Source organism: Streptomyces sp. NPDC051041 (assembly GCF_044456065.1).
GTDB lineage: Bacteria > Actinomycetota > Actinomycetes > Streptomycetales > Streptomycetaceae > Streptomyces > Streptomyces glaucus.
This window is the reverse complement of the sequence record NZ_JBITFM010000004.1, coordinates 201,999-218,400: the sequence shown is the minus strand read 5'-3', so window position 1 is coordinate 218,400 and position 16,402 is coordinate 201,999. Positions and strand designations below refer to the sequence as shown.

Below are 16,402 nucleotides of genomic sequence, written 5' to 3'. Positions count from 1 at the left end.
CGCCGGCGGGAGCAACCGCCGGCGGCGGGGCCCCGGCGGCGGGAGCGGTCCCCGACGGCGGGGCTCCCGGCGGCACGAGCGCGCGAGCGGGGGCTGTCCGGCCGGGAGTTGTCCGGTCCGTCGGCTCGCCCCGCGGCAGCCGCTCCGCCGCGGGCGTCGCTCCCGCTTCTCCGCACGCCCGTGGTCGCCGTCGGTGCACGTCCGTGATCGTCGTCGGTGTCCCGTGCGAGGATCGGAGTCGTACCGCACGCGGACAGCCGAAGCCTCACGCAGGCAGTCGAATGGGGAGGGGCGCGATGGCCACGAAGCCGCCCAAAAGTGATCCGGTGCAGGACGCGCCGCGGGTCGCCGAGCCGCAGCACGCGGCGGCGGGCCTCCCGGCCGTCGGGCACACCCTGAGGATCGCCCAGCAGCAGATGGGCGTGCGGCGCACCGCGCTGACCCTGCTGCGCGTCAACCAGAAGGACGGCTTCGACTGCCCCGGCTGCGCCTGGCCGGAGCCGGAGCACCGGCACACGGCGGAGTTCTGCGAGAACGGCGCGAAGGCGGTGGCCGAGGAGGCCACGCTGCGCCGGGTCACCCCGGAGTTCTTCGCGGCGCACTCCGTCGCCGACCTCGCCGGCCGCAGCGGCTACTGGCTCGGCCAGCAGGGGCGCCTGACGCACCCCGTGTACCTCCCCGAGGGGGCCCGGCACTACGAGCCGGTCACCTGGGAGCGCGCCTTCGACATCGTCGCCGAGGAGATCGCCGCCCTCGGCTCCCCCGACGAGGCCGTCTTCTACACCTCGGGGCGCACCAGCAACGAGGCCGCCTTCCTCTACCAGCTGTTCGCCCGCGAGCTGGGCACCAACAACCTGCCGGACTGCTCCAACCTGTGCCACGAGTCGTCCGGCTCGGCCCTGTCGGAGACCATCGGCGTCGGCAAGGGCAGCGTGCTGCTGGAGGACCTGTACCGGGCCGACCTGATCATCGTCGCCGGCCAGAACCCCGGCACCAACCACCCGCGCATGCTCTCCGCCCTGGAGAAGGCCAAGGCGAACGGCGCGCGGATCATCAGCGTCAATCCGCTGCCCGAGGCCGGGCTGGAGCGCTTCAAGAACCCGCAGACGCCCAGGGGCCTGACCGCCGGCGCCGCGCTCACCGACCTGTTCCTGCAGATCCGCATCGGCGGCGACCAGGCCCTCTTCCGGCTCCTCAACAAGCTGATCATCGAGACCGAGGGCGCGGTCGACGAGGACTTCGTCCGCGAACACACCCACGGCTACGAGGAGTTCGCCGCGGCCGCCCGCGCCGCCGACTGGGCCGGGACGCTGACCGCGACCGGTCTGACGCGGGCGGAGATCGAGGAGGCCCTCCGCATGGTGCTCGCCTCGAAGCGCACCGTCGTGTGCTGGGCGATGGGCCTCACCCAGCACAAGCACGCCGTGCCGACCATCAGGGAAGTGGTCAACTTCCTCCTCCTGCGCGGCAACATCGGCCGCCCCGGCGCGGGCGTGTGCCCGGTGCGCGGCCACTCCAACGTGCAGGGCGACCGCACGATGGGCATCGTCGAGCGCCCCGCCCCCGCCTTCCTGGACGCCCTGGAGAGGGAGTTCGGCTTCGCCCCGCCCCGCGCGCACGGCCACGACGTCGTCCGGGCCATCCGCGCGCTGCGCGACGGCGAGGCGAAGGTCTTCTTCGCCATGGGCGGCAACTTCGTCTCGGCCTCGCCCGACACCGAGGTCACCGAGGCGGCGATGCGGCGGGCCCGGCTGACCGTGCACGTGTCGACCAAGCTGAACCGCTCGCACGTGGTCACGGGCGCGCGGGCCCTGATCCTGCCGACCCTGGGCCGCACCGAGCGCGACGTGCAGGCCGGCGGCGAGCAGTTCGTGACCGTGGAGGACTCCATGGGCATGGTGCACGCCTCGCGCGGCCGGCTCCGGCCGGCGAGCCCGCATCTGCTGTCCGAGCCGGCCATCGTGTGCCGGCTGGCCCGCCGGGTCCTCGGCGAGCGCAGCAAGGTGCCGTGGGAGGAGTTCGAGAAGGACTACGCGACGATCCGGGACCGCATCGCACGCGTGATCCCCGGCTTCGAGGACTTCAACGCGCGCGTCGCCCGCCCCGGCGGCTTCGCGCTGCCGCACGCCCCGCGCGACGAGCGCCGCTTCCCGACCGCCACGGGCAGGGCCAACTTCACCGCCGCGCCGGTGGAGTACCCCGAACTGCCCGAGGGGCGGCTGCTGCTGCAGACGCTGCGCTCCCACGACCAGTACAACACCACGGTCTACGGCCTCGACGACCGCTACCGCGGCATCAGGAACGGCCGCCGGGTGGTCATGGTCAACCCCGAGGACGCCGCCGCCCTGCGCATCGCGGACGGCTCGTACGTCGACCTGGTCGGCGAGTGGGGGGACGGCGTGGAGCGGCGGGCGCCCGGTTTCCGCGTCGTGTACTACCCGACGGCCCGCGGCTGCGCCGCCGCGTACTACCCGGAGACCAACGTCCTGGTGCCGCTGGACGCCACCGCGGACACCAGCAACACTCCGGCCAGCAAGTCCGTCGTCGTCCGTCTGGAACAATCGACGACCGACTGAGCGTTTGCTCAGCCGACGGGCAGCCGTCGGCGGGCAGCCGCACCGATCACGACGAACGGAGCCGGGTCCCATGGGCGAGCAGCAGCACGTGAAGTTCCCTCAGGAAGTCGTCGACGAGTACGCCGCGCTCGGCGTCGACCTGCCGGCGCTGTTCTCCGCCGGGCACCTCGGGACGCGGATGGGCGTGCGGATACGGGAGGCGTCGGCCGAGCGGGTCGTCGGGACGATGCCGGTGGAGGGCAACACCCAGCCGTACGGGCTGCTGCACGGCGGCGCCTCCGCGGTGCTGGCCGAGACGCTCGGCTCGATCGGGTCGATGCTGCACGGCGGCAGCTCGAAGACAGCGGTCGGCGTCGACCTCAACTGCACCCACCACCGGGGCGTGCGCTCCGGGCTCGTGACCGGCGTGGCCACCCCCGTCCACCGGGGCCGCTCCACGGCCACCTACGAGATCGTCATCACGGACGAGGACGGCAGGAGGGTGTGCACCGCACGGCTGACCTGCATGCTGCGCGACATGCGGCCCGGCGACGGGGAACAGGCCGGCGCGGCGAGCTGACCGGTTGCGCGCGGCGGGCCCGCCGACCGAGGGAAAACCCTGCGGAGGCGGACGCGCTCTTGCCGCGGCCGCCTCCGCGCGCTTCACTGACTCCCCCCCACAGGAGAACCCACGCCCCACCCCACCCCGGAAGGGTTTCTCTTGACCGTCGTACGCGCTCTCGCCGTCACCGCCGCGGCCGGTGCCGCCCTGCTCGCCACCGCGCCGCCGTCCTTCGCGATCAACTCCTACAACGCGACGCCCGCACCCGAACGCACCGAGGTCGGCGCGCTCGTGGCCACCTGGGACGACGACGGCGCCCCCGCCACCCCCGACCGGGTCGACTGGGTCTGCTCCGGCACCATGATCGACGCGGACACGTTCCTGACCGCCGCGCACTGCACCACCGACTGGCCGGACAACGTGCGGTTCCACGTCTCGCTGGACCAGGACGTGCAGGCCGGACTGGACGCCGCCGCGCGGAAGCATCCGGGGGACCCGGCCGCGCAGGCGAGCGCCGTCGCCGTCGAGGGCACCGCCCACAGCCACCCCGGCTATCCGGGCCCCGCCTCCGACACGCACGACATCTCGGTGGTCGAGCTGCCCGCCGCCGAGGTCGGGGCGCGCTGGAACTTCACACCGGCCACGCTGCCGACCGCCGGCCGGCTCGGCGAGCTGGGCCCGCGCGGACTGAACTCCGCCGACTGGTTCGTCGCCGGCTACGGCACCCGGGAGGCCGTCAACGGCCCCGGCGGCCAGATCCACCCGGGCGGCGGCGTCCGGATGAAGGCGCCCGTCGCCTTCGACGCCCTCAACGACTCCTGGGTGCGCCTGGGGATGACCGCGCCGCAGGGCAACGGCGGCGCGTGCTACGGCGATTCGGGCGGCCCCAACTTCGCGGTGATCGACGGCAGGACGGTCCTGGCCGCCACCACCATCACGGGCGACACCCCGTGCTACGCGACGAACGTGACGTACCGCCTGGACACGGCGGGCGCCCGCGCCTTCCTGGCGCCGTTCGTGAAACTGCCGTAACCCGGCGCCCACCGCGATCCGGCGCCCGCCGGGCCGGGTTTCCGCCCCGGCCCGGCACCGGGCCCACGGCCCGCGGCGGTTCGCCGAGCCGCCGCGGACGCACCCCCTCCCCCGCCTCCCCGCCCGCTCCCCGGCACGGGGCCCCGCGTCGTCCCGGGGCGGTGCCGGCGCCGCCGGCCGGCGCCCGGCGGCGCCGGCTCCGCGGCGGGGTGGCGAGCGCGCCCCGCCTCCGGTGACCGCTTCCCGGACCACGCGGCCCCGCCCGCGGCCTCCCGGCCGCACCGGCCCCCGAGCCCCTCCTCCGGACGACGCCGGACCCTCGGAGGATCTTGATCACGCCGCATGTGGCGAATTGCGTGAAAGTATCGAGGAACGCCGGATTCCCTTTCCTGGGCGTAACTCTACGTAATAAGCACGCAATACAAGCTCGCGGTTTCCTCCCGGTTACACGCTATGCGCACCACTTCACCGAAGCCTCACAGGTCGCCTGCAGCAACGATTCCGGGTAATTACCAAAACAGTCGAGACGCCTGAACTTCCCCGGCACGTCCTGCGGATTCTCACCATACGGACCGGGCGAATCGGCCAGAATTCCGCGCTTCCACCCCCTCGTTACCGCTCTGCATTACCTCGTGTCATAACAAGAGAGTCACAGCCTCTGCCAGACACTCCTCCACGTTCCCTACACACGCTTAGAGTCACGGCCAGTCACCGCGCCACCGGATTCAAAACCACTTCGGTCCAGCGCTCGACTCGGCGCGTCCTGTGGAGGGCCGTCGTGCCAGGGAAAGGACTATTCGTGCGTCAACGTTCGCTCATGGCCATCACCGCGGCGCTCGCGGCGGGATCGCTCACCCTCACCGCCTGCGGATCGCGCGACGACAGCAGCGACGGCAGTGGCGGCGGCGACAAGACCACCGTGGTGATCGGCGTCGACGCCCCGCTCACCGGTGACCTGTCCGCCCTCGGCCTCGGCATCAGGAACTCCGCCGACCTCGCGGTCAAGATCGCCAACAAGGAGGAGTACGTCAAGGGCATCGAGTTCAGACTCGAACCCCTCGACGACCAGGCCCAGCCCTCCGTCGGCCAGCAGAACGCCCAGAAGTTCATCAGCAACAAGGACGTCCTCGGCGTCGTCGGCCCGCTGAACTCCAGCGTCTCGCAGCAGATGCAGAAGCCGCTCAACGACGCCGGCCTGGTCCAGGTCTCCCCGGCCAACACCGGTACCGAACTGACCCAGGGCGACGGCTGGAAGACCGGCGACTCGGTCCGCCAGTTCAAGACCTTCTTCCGCACCGCCACCACCGACGAGATCCAGGGCGCCTTCGCCGCCGAGTACCTCTACACCAAGGCCGGCAAGAAAAAGGTCTACCTGATCGACGACCAGAAGACCTACGGCGCCGGCCTCGCCGCCTCCTTCAAGACCAACTTCACCAAGCTCGGCGGCACGATCGTCGGCAGCGACCACATCAACCCCGACGACCGCGACTTCAACGCCGTCGTCGCCAAGATCAAGAAAACCGGCGCCGAAGCCCTCTACTACGGCGGCGAATACCCCGCCGCCGCCCCGCTGAGCCAGCAGCTCAAGGACAGCGGTCAGAACATCCCGCTCATGGGCGGCGACGGCATCTACTCCGGCGAATACCCGAAGCTGAACAAGAAGGCCGAGGGCGACCTCGCCACCTCCGTCGGCAAGCCGGTCGAACAGCTCGACTCCGCCAAGGACTTCATCAAGAACTACGAGGCCGAAGGCTACGAGGACGACTACGAGGCCTACGGCGGCCTGACCTACGACGCCGCCTGGTCCCTCATCGAAGCCGTCAAGCTGGCCGTCGAGGACAACGACGGCGAACTCCCGTCCGACGGCCGCAAGGCCGTCCTGGACGCCATGAGCAAGGTCGAGTTCGACGGCGTCACCGGCACCATCTCCTTCGACGAGTTCGGTGACACCACCAACACGATGATGACCGCGTACAAGGTCAAGAACAACGCGTGGGCGCCCGAGCACAGCGGCTCGCCCAAGCTGAGCTGAGCAGGGGACGAGCAGAGCACACCCCCTCCTTCACACATCGATCCAGGCCGCGCGGGCAGCGTCCACCAGCGCTCCCGCGCGGCGCCGTATCCGAACCACTCCACGGAGGCCCTGCGGTGAACGAACTGCCGCAACAGCTGGCCAATGGACTCATCCTCGGCGCGATGTACGGACTCATCGCGATCGGCTACACGATGGTCTACGGCATCGTTCAGCTCATCAACTTCGCCCACGGCGAGATCTTCATGGTCGGGGGCTTCGGGGCCCTCACCGTCTGGCTCGTGCTCCCCGACGGCTTCGCCCTCGCCGCCGCCGTCCCCCTCATGATCCTCGGCGGCGTCATCGTCTCCGTCACCGTCGCCACCGCCGCCGAACGGTTCGCCTACCGCCCCCTGCGCACCGCACCACGGCTGGCCCCCCTCATCACCGCCATCGGCCTGTCCATCGTCCTGCAGCAGGTCGTCTGGATGTGGTACCCCGACGCGAAGAAGGATCGTTCCTTCCCGCAGTTCGAAGGCGACCCCATCGACATCCTCGGCGCCAACGTCCAGCGCGGGGACCTCTTCGTCCTCATAGCCGCCCCCCTGTGCATGATCGCCCTCGGTCTCTTCGTCACCAGGACCCGCTCCGGCCGCGGCATGCAGGCCACCGCCCAGGACCCCGACACCGCCAAACTCATGGGCATCAACACCGACCGCATCATCGTCATGGCCTTCGCCATCGGCGCCGCGTTCGCCGCCGTCGCCGCCGTCGCCTACGGCCTGAAAAACGGACAAGTCGGCTTCCGCATGGGCTTCCTGATGGGCCTCAAGGCCTTCACCGCCGCCGTCCTCGGCGGCATCGGCAACATCTACGGCGCCATGCTCGGCGGAATCGTCCTCGGCGTCGCCGAATCCCTCGCCACCGGCTACATCGGCGAAATCCCCGGCATGGACCTCTTCGGCGGCGGCGCCTGGAAGGACGTATGGGCATTCAGCCTGCTCATCCTCGTCCTGCTCCTCAGACCGCAAGGCCTGCTCGGCGAACGCGTCGCGGATCGGGCGTGATACCCATGACCACCAAAACCCCCATGGACCACACCACCGGCACCACCAGGGCGCCCGCCGGAACCGCCCCGATCATCCCCCTGCCGACCACCGCGGCCCGCGCGACCACCGCGGCCGGCTCCGCCCTCGCCCTCGCCGGCACCTTCCTCGCCTGGACCTGGACCGAGGAATTCCCCGGCAACCTCACCGTCACCGGCTACCCCGGCGGCCTCCAGGTCCTCACCCTCGTCGGAGCCGCCCTCACCCTGCTGCTCACCCTGGCCGGCCACGGCATCCGCGGCCTCCGCTGGCTCACCCCCGGCGGCACCAACAGCCCCGTCCGGCTCGCCGCCCTCGGCGTCCTCGCCACCACCGGCTACGCCATGGGCGCCATCTCCTACGAACTCGGCGGCCTGGTCAACCTCGAACCCGGCGCCTGGCTCTCCGGCACCGGCGCCCTCCTCGCCGTCATCGGCGCCCTCGGCCTCCCGGCCGACCAGCCCCACGACCCCGACGCCCCGGCCCCCGGCCTCCGGGGCCGGATCCGCCACTCCCTCACCGCCCCCGACCCCGGCCACCCCGAAGAACTCCCCTCCTGGGCCGAGATCCTCGTCATCGCCGCCGGCTTCGGCATCGGCCTGTACGTCTTCGCGTACGGCATCGGCACCGAATACTCCGAACTGTTCATCGGCTTCCTGATCACCGCCGGCTTCGGCTTCACCGCCGTCACCCGCGCGGGCCTCCTCAAGCGGCTCTCGGCCCTCACCGCCAAGCACCGCAACGTCGCCCTCACCGCCGCCTTCGCCGCCGCGATCTGCTTCCCCTTCACCCAGACCAACGACCAGTTCGCCCTCATCGGCGCCAACATCCTCATCTTCGCCACGGTCGCCCTGGGCCTCAACGTCGTCGTCGGCCTCGCCGGCCTCCTCGACCTCGGCTACGTCGCCTTCCTCGGCGTCGGCGCCTACGCCGCCGCCCTCGTCTCCGGCTCCCCCCAGTCGACCATCGGCGTCCACTTCCCCTTCTGGGCGGCCGTCCTCACCGGCGCCGCCGCCTCACTGGTCTTCGGCGTGGTGATCGGTGCGCCCACCCTGCGACTGCGCGGCGACTACCTCGCCATCGTGACGCTCGGCTTCGGCGAGATCTTCCGCATCACCATGAACAACCTCAACGGCAACAGCGGACCCGACGTCACCAACGGCTCCAACGGCATCCCGAACATCCCCGACCTGGAGATCTTCGGATTCAACCTCGGACTGCCGCACGACGTCCTCGGCCACGAACTCACCCGCTCCGGCAACTACTACCTGCTGATGCTGCTGTTCACAGCCATCGTCGTCCTGGTCTTCCGCCGCTCCGCGGAATCCCGCATCGGCCGCGCCTGGGTCGCCATCCGCGAGGACGAGACCGCCGCCACCGCCATGGGCATCAACGGCTTCCGCCTCAAACTCCTCGCCTTCGCCCTCGGCGCCTCCCTCGCCGGCCTCGCCGGCACCGTCCAGGCCCACGTCTCCTACAGCGTCACCCCCGAGCAGTACCAGTTCGCCGGCTCCGTACCGCCGAACTCGGCCTTCCTGCTCGCCGCCGTCATCCTCGGCGGCATGGGCACCATCAGCGGCCCCCTCGTCGGCGCCGCCCTGCTCTACCTCATCCCCGCCAAACTCCAGTTCATGGCCGAGTACCAGCTGCTCCTCTTCGGCATCGCGCTCATGCTCCTCATGCGCTTCCGCCCCGAGGGCCTGGTCGCCGACCGCAGGAAACAACTCGAATTCCACGAGACCGGACAGCTCGACGTACCGGAGGACGAACCGCTGCCCGAAGGCACCACCGGCGTCGCCAAGGCAGGGACGTGACCGCCATGACCACCACCACACCCACCACCACGACGGTCCTCGACGCCAGCGGCGTCACCATGCGCTTCGGCGGCCTCACCGCCGTCCGCTCCGTCGACCTCACCGTCGACACCGGCGAGATCGTCGGCCTCATCGGACCCAACGGCGCCGGCAAGACCACCTTCTTCAACTGCCTCACCGGCCTGTACGTCCCCACCGAGGGCACCGTCACCTACAAGGACACCGTCCTCCCGCCCAGACCCCACCTGGTCACCCAGGCTGGCATCGCCCGCACCTTCCAGAATATCCGGCTCTTCGCCAACATGACCGTCCTGGAGAACGTCCTGGTCGGACGGCACACCCGGACCAAGGAAGGCCTCTGGTCGGCACTCCTGCGCCTGCCCTCCTTCAAGAAGGCGGAGCAAGCCTCCCGCGAACGGGCCATGGAACTCCTCCGGTTCACCGGCCTCGCCGCCAAGGCCGACCACCTCGCCCGCAACCTGCCCTACGGCGAACAGCGCAAGCTCGAAATCGCCCGGGCCCTGGCGAGCGAGCCCGGCCTGCTCCTCCTCGACGAGCCCACCGCCGGCATGAACCCGCAGGAGACCCGCGCCGCCGAGGAACTGATCTTCGCCATCCGCGACAAGGGCATCGCCGTCCTCGTCATCGAGCACGACATCCGGTTCATCATGAACCTCTGCGACCGCGTCGCCGTACTCGTCCAGGGCGAAAAGATCGTCGAAGGCCCCGCCGAAGTCGTCCAGGCCGACGAACGCGTCATCGCCGCCTACCTCGGCACCCCCTTCGAAGGCGCACCGGGCAAGGAGGAAGCCGCCGAGGTCGAAGCCGCCGAAGCCGACGCCCAGGCGCACAGCACCACGGAAGGGGACGACAAGTGACCGCACTGCTGGAGGTCCAGGACCTCAGAGTCGCCTACGGCAAGATCGAAGCCGTCAAAGGCATCTCCTTCAAGGTCGACGCGGGCCAGGTCGTCACCCTCATCGGCACCAACGGCGCCGGCAAGACCACCACTCTCAGAACCCTGTCCGGACTGCTCCAGCCGGTGTCCGGCGAGATCAGATTCGACGGCACGTCACTGAAGAAGACCCCCGCCCACAAGATCGTCTCCCTCGGACTCGCCCACTCCCCCGAGGGACGGCACATCTTCCCCCGCATGACGATCGAGGACAACCTCCGCCTCGGCGCCTTCCTCCGCAGCGACAAAGAAGGCATCGAAAAAGACATCCAGCGCGCCTACGACCTCTTCCCCATCCTCGGAGAACGCAGGAAGCAGGCCGCGGGCACCCTGTCGGGCGGCGAACAGCAGATGCTCGCCATGGGCCGGGCCCTCATGTCCCGCCCCAAACTCCTCATGCTCGACGAGCCCTCCATGGGCCTCTCCCCGATCATGATGCAGAAGATCATGACGACCATCCGGGAACTCAAGGACCAGGGCACCACCATCCTGCTCATCGAGCAGAACGCCCAGGCCGCCCTCTCCCTCGCCGACCACGGCCACGTCATGGAAGTCGGCCGCATCGTCCTGTCCGGCACCGGCCAGGACCTCCTCCACGACGAATCCGTCCGCAAGGCCTACCTCGGCGAGGACTGAGACACCGCCCCCGGCCGCACGACGAGGCCCGCGCCCCCGGCCACCCGGGGAACGCGGGCCCCGCCCACGCACGAAGACGTCAGCCCTTGGACGCCTTCTTCTCCTGAGCGTCGTCGATGACCGCCTGCGCGACCTGCTGCATCGACATCCGCCGATCCATCGAGGTCTTCTGGATCCACCGGAACGCGGCGGGCTCCGTCAGCCCGTACTCCGTCTGCAGGATCGACTTCGCCCGATCGACCAGCTTCCGCGTCTCCAGCCGCTGCGAGAGATCGGCGACCTCCTTCTCCAGCTCCTTCAGCTCCGTGAACCGCGACACGGCCATCTCGATCGCCGGCACCACGTCGCTCTTGCTGAACGGCTTCACCAGGTACGCCATGGCCCCGGCGTCCCGGGCCCGCTCCACGAGGTCGCGCTGCGAGAAAGCGGTCAGCATCAGCACCGGCGCGATCCGCTCCTCGGCGATCCTCTCGGCCGCGGAGATACCGTCCAGCTTGGGCATCTTCACATCGAGGATCACCAGGTCGGGCCGGTGCTCACGCGCCAGCTCGACCGCCTGCTCACCGTCCCCGGCCTCGCCGACGACGGTGTACCCCTCCTCCTCCAGCATCTCCTTGAGATCGAGCCGGATCAGGGCCTCGTCCTCGGCGATGACGACACGGGTCGTCAGCGGAGGCACGTGCGACTTGTCGTCATCGGGCACGTCAACGGGCTGGGGCGACTCGGGGGCGCTCACGTGGGCTCCTTGGTACGGGGCAGACCGGTACTGCTCCCAAGAGCGTACCCAGCTGCGGTAAGGTGGGAGCACGGCGGGTGACTCCCGACCTTCGTTTTGAAGGGCGCCCCGGTAGCCCAGCGGTAGAGGCAATGGTCTCAAACACCATACAGCGTCGGTTCGAATCCGACCCGGGGTACTTTTCCTTCGGATTCAAGGTCGCCTTTACCGAGCGGATTTCCACGTTCTCGTGAACATCCGCTTTTCGCTGTGCCCGCTTACGATCAATAGCGCAGAGTGGCCGCATGTATGACGTGGGCACACGTAAGCGAGCCCTTGCGCTGCTCGCCCAAGGGCGCAGTCTGAATTCCGTCAGCAAGGAGACGGGGATATCCCGCCACGCGATCCGCTCCTGGCAGATCCGCCTCGAACCGTCGCCGCGCATCGCACCCACCGATCCCGGCCCGCCCGCCGATGAGGCCGCCTACGCCTATCTGCTCGGCCTGTATCTCGGCGACGGCTGCATCAGCGCACACCCCCACGGCGGCTACTACCTGCGCATCGCGTGCGCGGCCGCGTGGCCGGGCCTTCTGCAGCAGTGCCGCGAAGCCATCGCGGGAGTATGCCCCGGTATCGGCGTCTACAGCGTGCGGAAGCAGGGCTGCGTGGTGGTCACCAGCTACTCCCGGCACTGGCCCCGTCTCTTTCCCCAGCACGGCCCCGGCAGGAAGCACGAGCGCCGTATCGTCCTCGAGCCCTGGCAGCAGGCCGTCGTCGACGCCCGCCCCTGGGAATTCGTCCGCGGGCTGATCCACTCCGACGGGTGCCGGATCACCAACTGGACGACCCGTGTGGTCGCCGGTGAGCGCAAGCGGTACGAGTACCCGCGGTACTTCTTCACCAACAAGTCGGACGACATCCGGGCTCTCTACACCGGCACGCTCGACGGGCTCGGTGTGGAGTGGACCGCCTGCGCCCGTGACGGCGATCCGTTCAACATCTCCGTCGCCCGCAGGGCCTCCGTGGCCCTCATGGATCTCCATGTGGGGCCCAAGCACTGACCGTGCGGAAGGGGCCCCTCGTGCGGAGGGGCCCGGTCCCGCTAGCCGGCGGCCTCGTCCTCGCCGATGCGGTGGACGCGGACCATGTTGGTCGTGCCGGAGACGCCGGGCGGGGAGCCGGCCGTGATGACGACCACGTCGCCCTTCCGGCAGCGTCCGTACTTCAGCAGCAGCTCGTCGACCTGTTCGACCATCGCGTCCGTGGAGTCGACGTGCGGTCCCAGGAAGGTCTCCACGCCCCAGGTGAGGCTGAGTTGGGAGCGTGTCGCCGGCTCCGGGGTGAAGGCGAGGAGCGGGATCGGGGAGCGATAGCGCGAGAGGCGGCGTGCCGTGTCGCCGGACTGGGTGAAGGCGACCAGGAAGCGGGCGCCGAGGAAGTCGCCCATCTCGGCGGCCGCGCGGGCGACCGCGCCGCCCTGGGTGCGGGGTTTGTTGCGTTCGGTCAGGGGCGGGAGGCCCTTGGCGAGGATGTCCTCCTCGGCCGCCTCGACGATGCGGGCCATCGTGCGGACCGTCTCGACGGGGTACTTGCCGACGCTCGTCTCGCCGGACAGCATCACCGCGTCCGTGCCGTCGATCACCGCGTTGGCCACGTCCGAGGCTTCCGCGCGCGTCGGGCGGGAGTTGTCGATCATCGAGTCGAGCATCTGGGTGGCGACGATGACCGGTTTGGCATTGCGCTTGGCGAGCTTGATGGCGCGTTTCTGGACGACGGGGACCTGTTCGAGGGGCATTTCGACGCCGAGGTCGCCGCGGGCGACCATGATGCCGTCGAAGGCGGCGACGATGTCGTCGAGGTTCTCGACGGCCTGGGGTTTTTCGACTTTGGCGATGACGGGGAGGCGGCGTCCTTCTTCGTCCATGATGCGGTGGACGTCGAGGACGTCGCGCCCGGTGCGGACGAAGGAGAGGGCGATGACGTCGAAGCCGGTGCGCAGGGCCCAGCGGAGGTCGTCCTCGTCCTTCTTGGACAGGGCGGGGACGGAGACGGCGACGCCGGGGAGGTTGAGGCCCTTGTGGTCGGAGACGACGCCGCCCTCGATGACGGTGGTGCGGACGCGGGGGCCGTCGACGGCGGTGACCTGGAGGCAGACTTTGCCGTCGTCGACGAGGATGCGTTCGCCTTCGGTGACGTCGTCGGCGAGGCCGGGGTAGGTGGTGCCGCAGGTGTGGCGGTCGCCCTGGACGCCTTCTTCGACGGTGATGGTGAAGGTGTCGTCGCGTTCGAGGAGGACGGGTCCTTCGGTGAAGCGGCCGAGTCGGATCTTCGGGCCCTGGAGGTCGGCGAGGATTCCGACGCTGCGGCCGGTTTCGTCGGCGGCCTTGCGGACGCGCTGGTAGCGCTCCTCGTGTTCGGCGTGGCTGCCGTGGCTGAGGTTGAAGCGGGCGACGTCCATTCCGGCTTCGACCAGTGCTTTGATCTGGTCGTACGAGTCGGTGGCGGGCCCCAGGGTACAGACGATCTTTGCTCGGCGCATGGGGGTGAGCCTATGACTTACCGGCGGGTAGAGAATTGGCCGCGCATGACTACTCAACACACTTTTCGTGAAGGGTTATTGACAAGTGGCGAATTGCGCGCCGAGGTGCTCCGATGAGCATTCCGGGTGTCGCCGGTTGTGCTCTCGGGCAGTTGTGTGCCGCTTTTCCGGAAAGGGCGTGTGGTTCTCGGCCAGATATGCGAATTCCTGTCGGTCGCAGCCGGGGCGGGACGAGGGCGGAGGGTGTGTCGGTCCGGGCGTACCCGCCTTGCCGCCGCGGTTCGGGGCCGAGCGGCGCCGCGGCGGGTGAGGTCGTCGGGGCGGTGCGCCGGTCGCGGTCGCGACGGTGCTGCGGATGCGGGCGGGTCCGGGGGCGACGTCGCGGGGGCCTCGCCGCGGGCGGAAACGCGAGGGGCGCCGGGGGTGCCGCGGGGAGGCGGCGGGGTGCGGCTCGCCGGGCGGTGGGGTGGCCGTGTGTCCCGCTGTGTCACGCCTTGCGGGGTTACGGGTGCGGGAGCCCGCCGATGGAGTCACCGGATCGAAACCTGGCTGGTCTGTTGCGGCCGGCGGCGGCCGGGTCAGAATCTACGCGCGTTGTCAGATCGTTCGCCTGTTCGACCATCCGCCGAGGAGAGCCAGCCATGCCGTTGAACCGCCGGAAGTTTCTGCAGAGGTCGGCCGTGACCGGGGCGGGGGTGGCCGTCACGGGCGCGGTGGCGGCGCCGGCCGCCCGGGCGGCGGCCCCGGCGGCGAAGAAGCCGGTGAAGCGGTACTCCCTGACCGTGATGGGCACGACCGACCTGCACGGGCACGTGTTCAACTGGGACTACTTCAAGGACGCGGAGTACTCCGACGCCCAGGGCAACGCGCAGGGCCTGGCCCGGATCTCGACGCTGGTGGACCAGGTCCGCGAGGAGAAGGGCCGGCGCAACACGCTGCTGCTGGACGCGGGTGACACGATCCAGGGCACGCCGCTGACGTACTACTACGCGAAGGTGGACCCGATCACCGCCGAGGGCGGTCCGGTGCATCCGATGGCGCAGGCGATGAACGCGATCGGCTATGACGCGGTGGCGCTCGGCAATCACGAGTTCAACTACGGCATCGAGACGCTGCGGAAGTTCGAGCAGCAGTGCCGTTTCCCGCTGCTGGGTGCGAACGCGCTGGACGCGAAGACGCTGAAGCCGGCGTTCCCGCCCTACTTCGTCAAGAAGTTCCCCGTGCCGGGCGCCCCGCCGGTGAAGGTGGCCGTGCTGGGGCTGACCAACCCGGGCATCGCGATCTGGGACAAGGCGTACGTGCAGGGGAAGCTGACGTTCCCGGGGCTGGAGGAGCAGGCCGCGAAGTGGGTGCCGAAGCTGCGGTCCATGGGGGCGGACGTGGTGGTGGTGTCGGCGCACAGCGGTTCCTCCGGCACCTCGTCCTACGGTGACCAGGTGCCGTACGTGGAGAACGCGGCGGCCGAGGTGGCGCGGCGGGTGCCGGGGATCGACGCGATCCTGGTCGGGCACGCGCACGCGGAGATCGAGGAGCTGCTCGTGACGAACGAGCGGACGGGGAAGACGGTCGTGCTGTCGGAGCCGCTGTGCTACGCCGAGCGGCTCGCCCTGTTCGACTTCGAGCTGGTCTTCGCCGGGGGCCGGTGGCAGGTGGAGTCGGTGAGGGCGTCGCTGCGGAACTCGAACGCGGTCGCCGACGATCCGAGGATCGCCAGGCTGCTGTCGGACGAGCACGCGAAGGTGGTGGCGTACGTCAACCAGGTCGTCGGCAGGGCGACGGAGACGCTGACGACGGTGGAGGCGCGGTACAAGGACGCCCCGATCATCGATCTGATCACGAAGGTGCAGGAGGACGTGGTCAGGGCGGCGCTGGCGGGCACGGAGCACGCCTCGCTGCCGGTGATCGCGCAGGCGTCGCCGTTCTCCCGTACGTCGGAGATCCCGGCCGGCGACGTGACGATCCGGGATCTGTCGAGTCTGTACGTGTACGACAACACGCTGGTGGCGAAGTTGATGACGGGTGCTCAGGTGCGGGCGTACCTGGAGTACTCGGCGGAGTACTTCGTGCGGACGGCGGCGGACGCGGTGGTCGACGTGGACAGGCTGACCAACGCGAACGGCCGTCCGGACTACAACTACGACTATGTGTCGGGGCTGTCGTACGAGATCGACATCGCCCAGCCGGCCGGTTCGCGGATCAGGAACCTGACGTACGGCGGTGCGGCGCTGGACGATGCGCAGCAGTTCGTGCTGGCGGTGAACAACTACCGGGCCAACGGCGGGGGCGCGTTCCCGCACGTGGCGTCCGCGAAGGAGCTGTGGTCGGAGTCGACGGAGATCCGTACGCGGATCGCGGAGTGGGTGACGGCGAGGGGTGTGCTGGATCCGAAGGACTTCGCGTCGGTGGGCTGGAGGCTGACGCGGAACGGCACGCCGGTGTTCTAGGCCTGTCGTCGTCTTGCCGTCGTCCGCCCGCGGGGCGGGTCGCGCGGTGTCGGG

The 16,402-nt window shown here is 69.9% G+C and carries 12 protein-coding genes and 1 tRNA gene; 11 read left to right on the top strand and 2 right to left on the bottom strand.

The window, feature by feature from the left end; all coding sequences use genetic code 11:
- The first annotated feature begins 296 nt into the window (after nt 1-296).
- The 8 genes from ACIBAI_RS09650 (at nt 297) to ACIBAI_RS09615 (ending at nt 10,650) form a co-directional block, all read left to right on the top strand.
- A complete protein-coding gene (locus ACIBAI_RS09650) occupies nt 297-2,576 on the top strand; it encodes an FdhF/YdeP family oxidoreductase (protein WP_399032552.1) in 2,280 nt (759 codons plus the stop codon).
- 70 nt (nt 2,577-2,646) lie between these two features.
- A complete protein-coding gene (locus tag ACIBAI_RS09645) occupies nt 2,647-3,135 on the top strand; it encodes a PaaI family thioesterase (protein WP_399032550.1) in 489 nt (162 codons plus the stop codon).
- 141 nt (nt 3,136-3,276) lie between these two features.
- On the top strand, nt 3,277-4,149 hold the full coding sequence (locus tag ACIBAI_RS09640) for a trypsin-like serine protease (protein ID WP_399032548.1): 873 nt from the start codon (nt 3,277-3,279) through the stop codon (nt 4,147-4,149).
- A gap of 817 nt (nt 4,150-4,966) precedes the next feature.
- A complete protein-coding gene (locus ACIBAI_RS09635) occupies nt 4,967-6,181 on the top strand; it encodes a branched-chain amino acid ABC transporter substrate-binding protein (protein ID WP_399032546.1) in 1,215 nt (404 codons plus the stop codon).
- 116 nt (nt 6,182-6,297) lie between these two features.
- Nucleotides 6,298-7,227: a branched-chain amino acid ABC transporter permease gene (locus ACIBAI_RS09630; protein ID WP_399032544.1), complete on the top strand. Its 930-nt coding sequence runs from the start codon at nt 6,298-6,300 to the stop codon at nt 7,225-7,227.
- Nucleotides 7,228-7,232: 5 nt separating this feature from the next.
- Entirely contained in the window at nt 7,233-9,059 is a 1,827-nt protein-coding gene (locus ACIBAI_RS09625; protein WP_399032542.1) for a branched-chain amino acid ABC transporter permease, read from the top strand.
- Nucleotides 9,060-9,064: 5 nt separating this feature from the next.
- Nucleotides 9,065-9,937 (top strand): ABC transporter ATP-binding protein, encoded by an 873-nt coding sequence (locus tag ACIBAI_RS09620; RefSeq protein WP_399032540.1) that lies wholly within the window; start codon nt 9,065-9,067, stop codon nt 9,935-9,937.
- Nucleotides 9,934-10,650 (top strand): ABC transporter ATP-binding protein, encoded by a 717-nt coding sequence (locus tag ACIBAI_RS09615; protein ID WP_399032538.1) that lies wholly within the window; start codon nt 9,934-9,936, stop codon nt 10,648-10,650. Before ACIBAI_RS09620 ends, ACIBAI_RS09615 begins: the two co-directional genes overlap by 4 nt.
- Before the next feature lie 79 nt (nt 10,651-10,729).
- Here ACIBAI_RS09615 and ACIBAI_RS09610 read toward each other — a convergent pair whose 3' ends face one another.
- Complete coding sequence (locus ACIBAI_RS09610; RefSeq protein WP_344601017.1) at nt 10,730-11,386, bottom strand: response regulator; 657 nt, start codon at nt 11,384-11,386, stop codon at nt 10,730-10,732.
- Nucleotides 11,387-11,491: 105 nt separating this feature from the next.
- Between ACIBAI_RS09610 and ACIBAI_RS09605 the strand changes: the two genes are divergently transcribed.
- Together ACIBAI_RS09605 and ACIBAI_RS09600 are read left to right on the top strand one after the other, a co-directional pair.
- A tRNA-Leu gene (locus ACIBAI_RS09605) sits at nt 11,492-11,564 on the top strand.
- Between the two features lie 106 nt (nt 11,565-11,670).
- Nucleotides 11,671-12,426 carry a transcriptional regulator gene (locus ACIBAI_RS09600; RefSeq protein ID WP_399032536.1) on the top strand — a complete coding sequence of 252 codons (756 nt, stop codon included), beginning with the start codon at nt 11,671-11,673 and terminating at the stop codon, nt 12,424-12,426.
- Nucleotides 12,427-12,467: 41 nt separating this feature from the next.
- Here ACIBAI_RS09600 and pyk read toward each other — a convergent pair whose 3' ends face one another.
- Nucleotides 12,468-13,904 (bottom strand): pyruvate kinase, encoded by a 1,437-nt coding sequence (gene pyk / locus ACIBAI_RS09595; RefSeq protein WP_399032534.1) that lies wholly within the window; start codon nt 13,902-13,904, stop codon nt 12,468-12,470.
- Nucleotides 13,905-14,545: 641 nt separating this feature from the next.
- Between pyk and ACIBAI_RS09590 the strand changes: the two genes are divergently transcribed.
- Entirely contained in the window at nt 14,546-16,348 is a 1,803-nt protein-coding gene (locus ACIBAI_RS09590) for a bifunctional metallophosphatase/5'-nucleotidase (protein ID WP_399032532.1), read from the top strand.
- Nucleotides 16,349-16,402 lie beyond the last annotated feature (54 nt).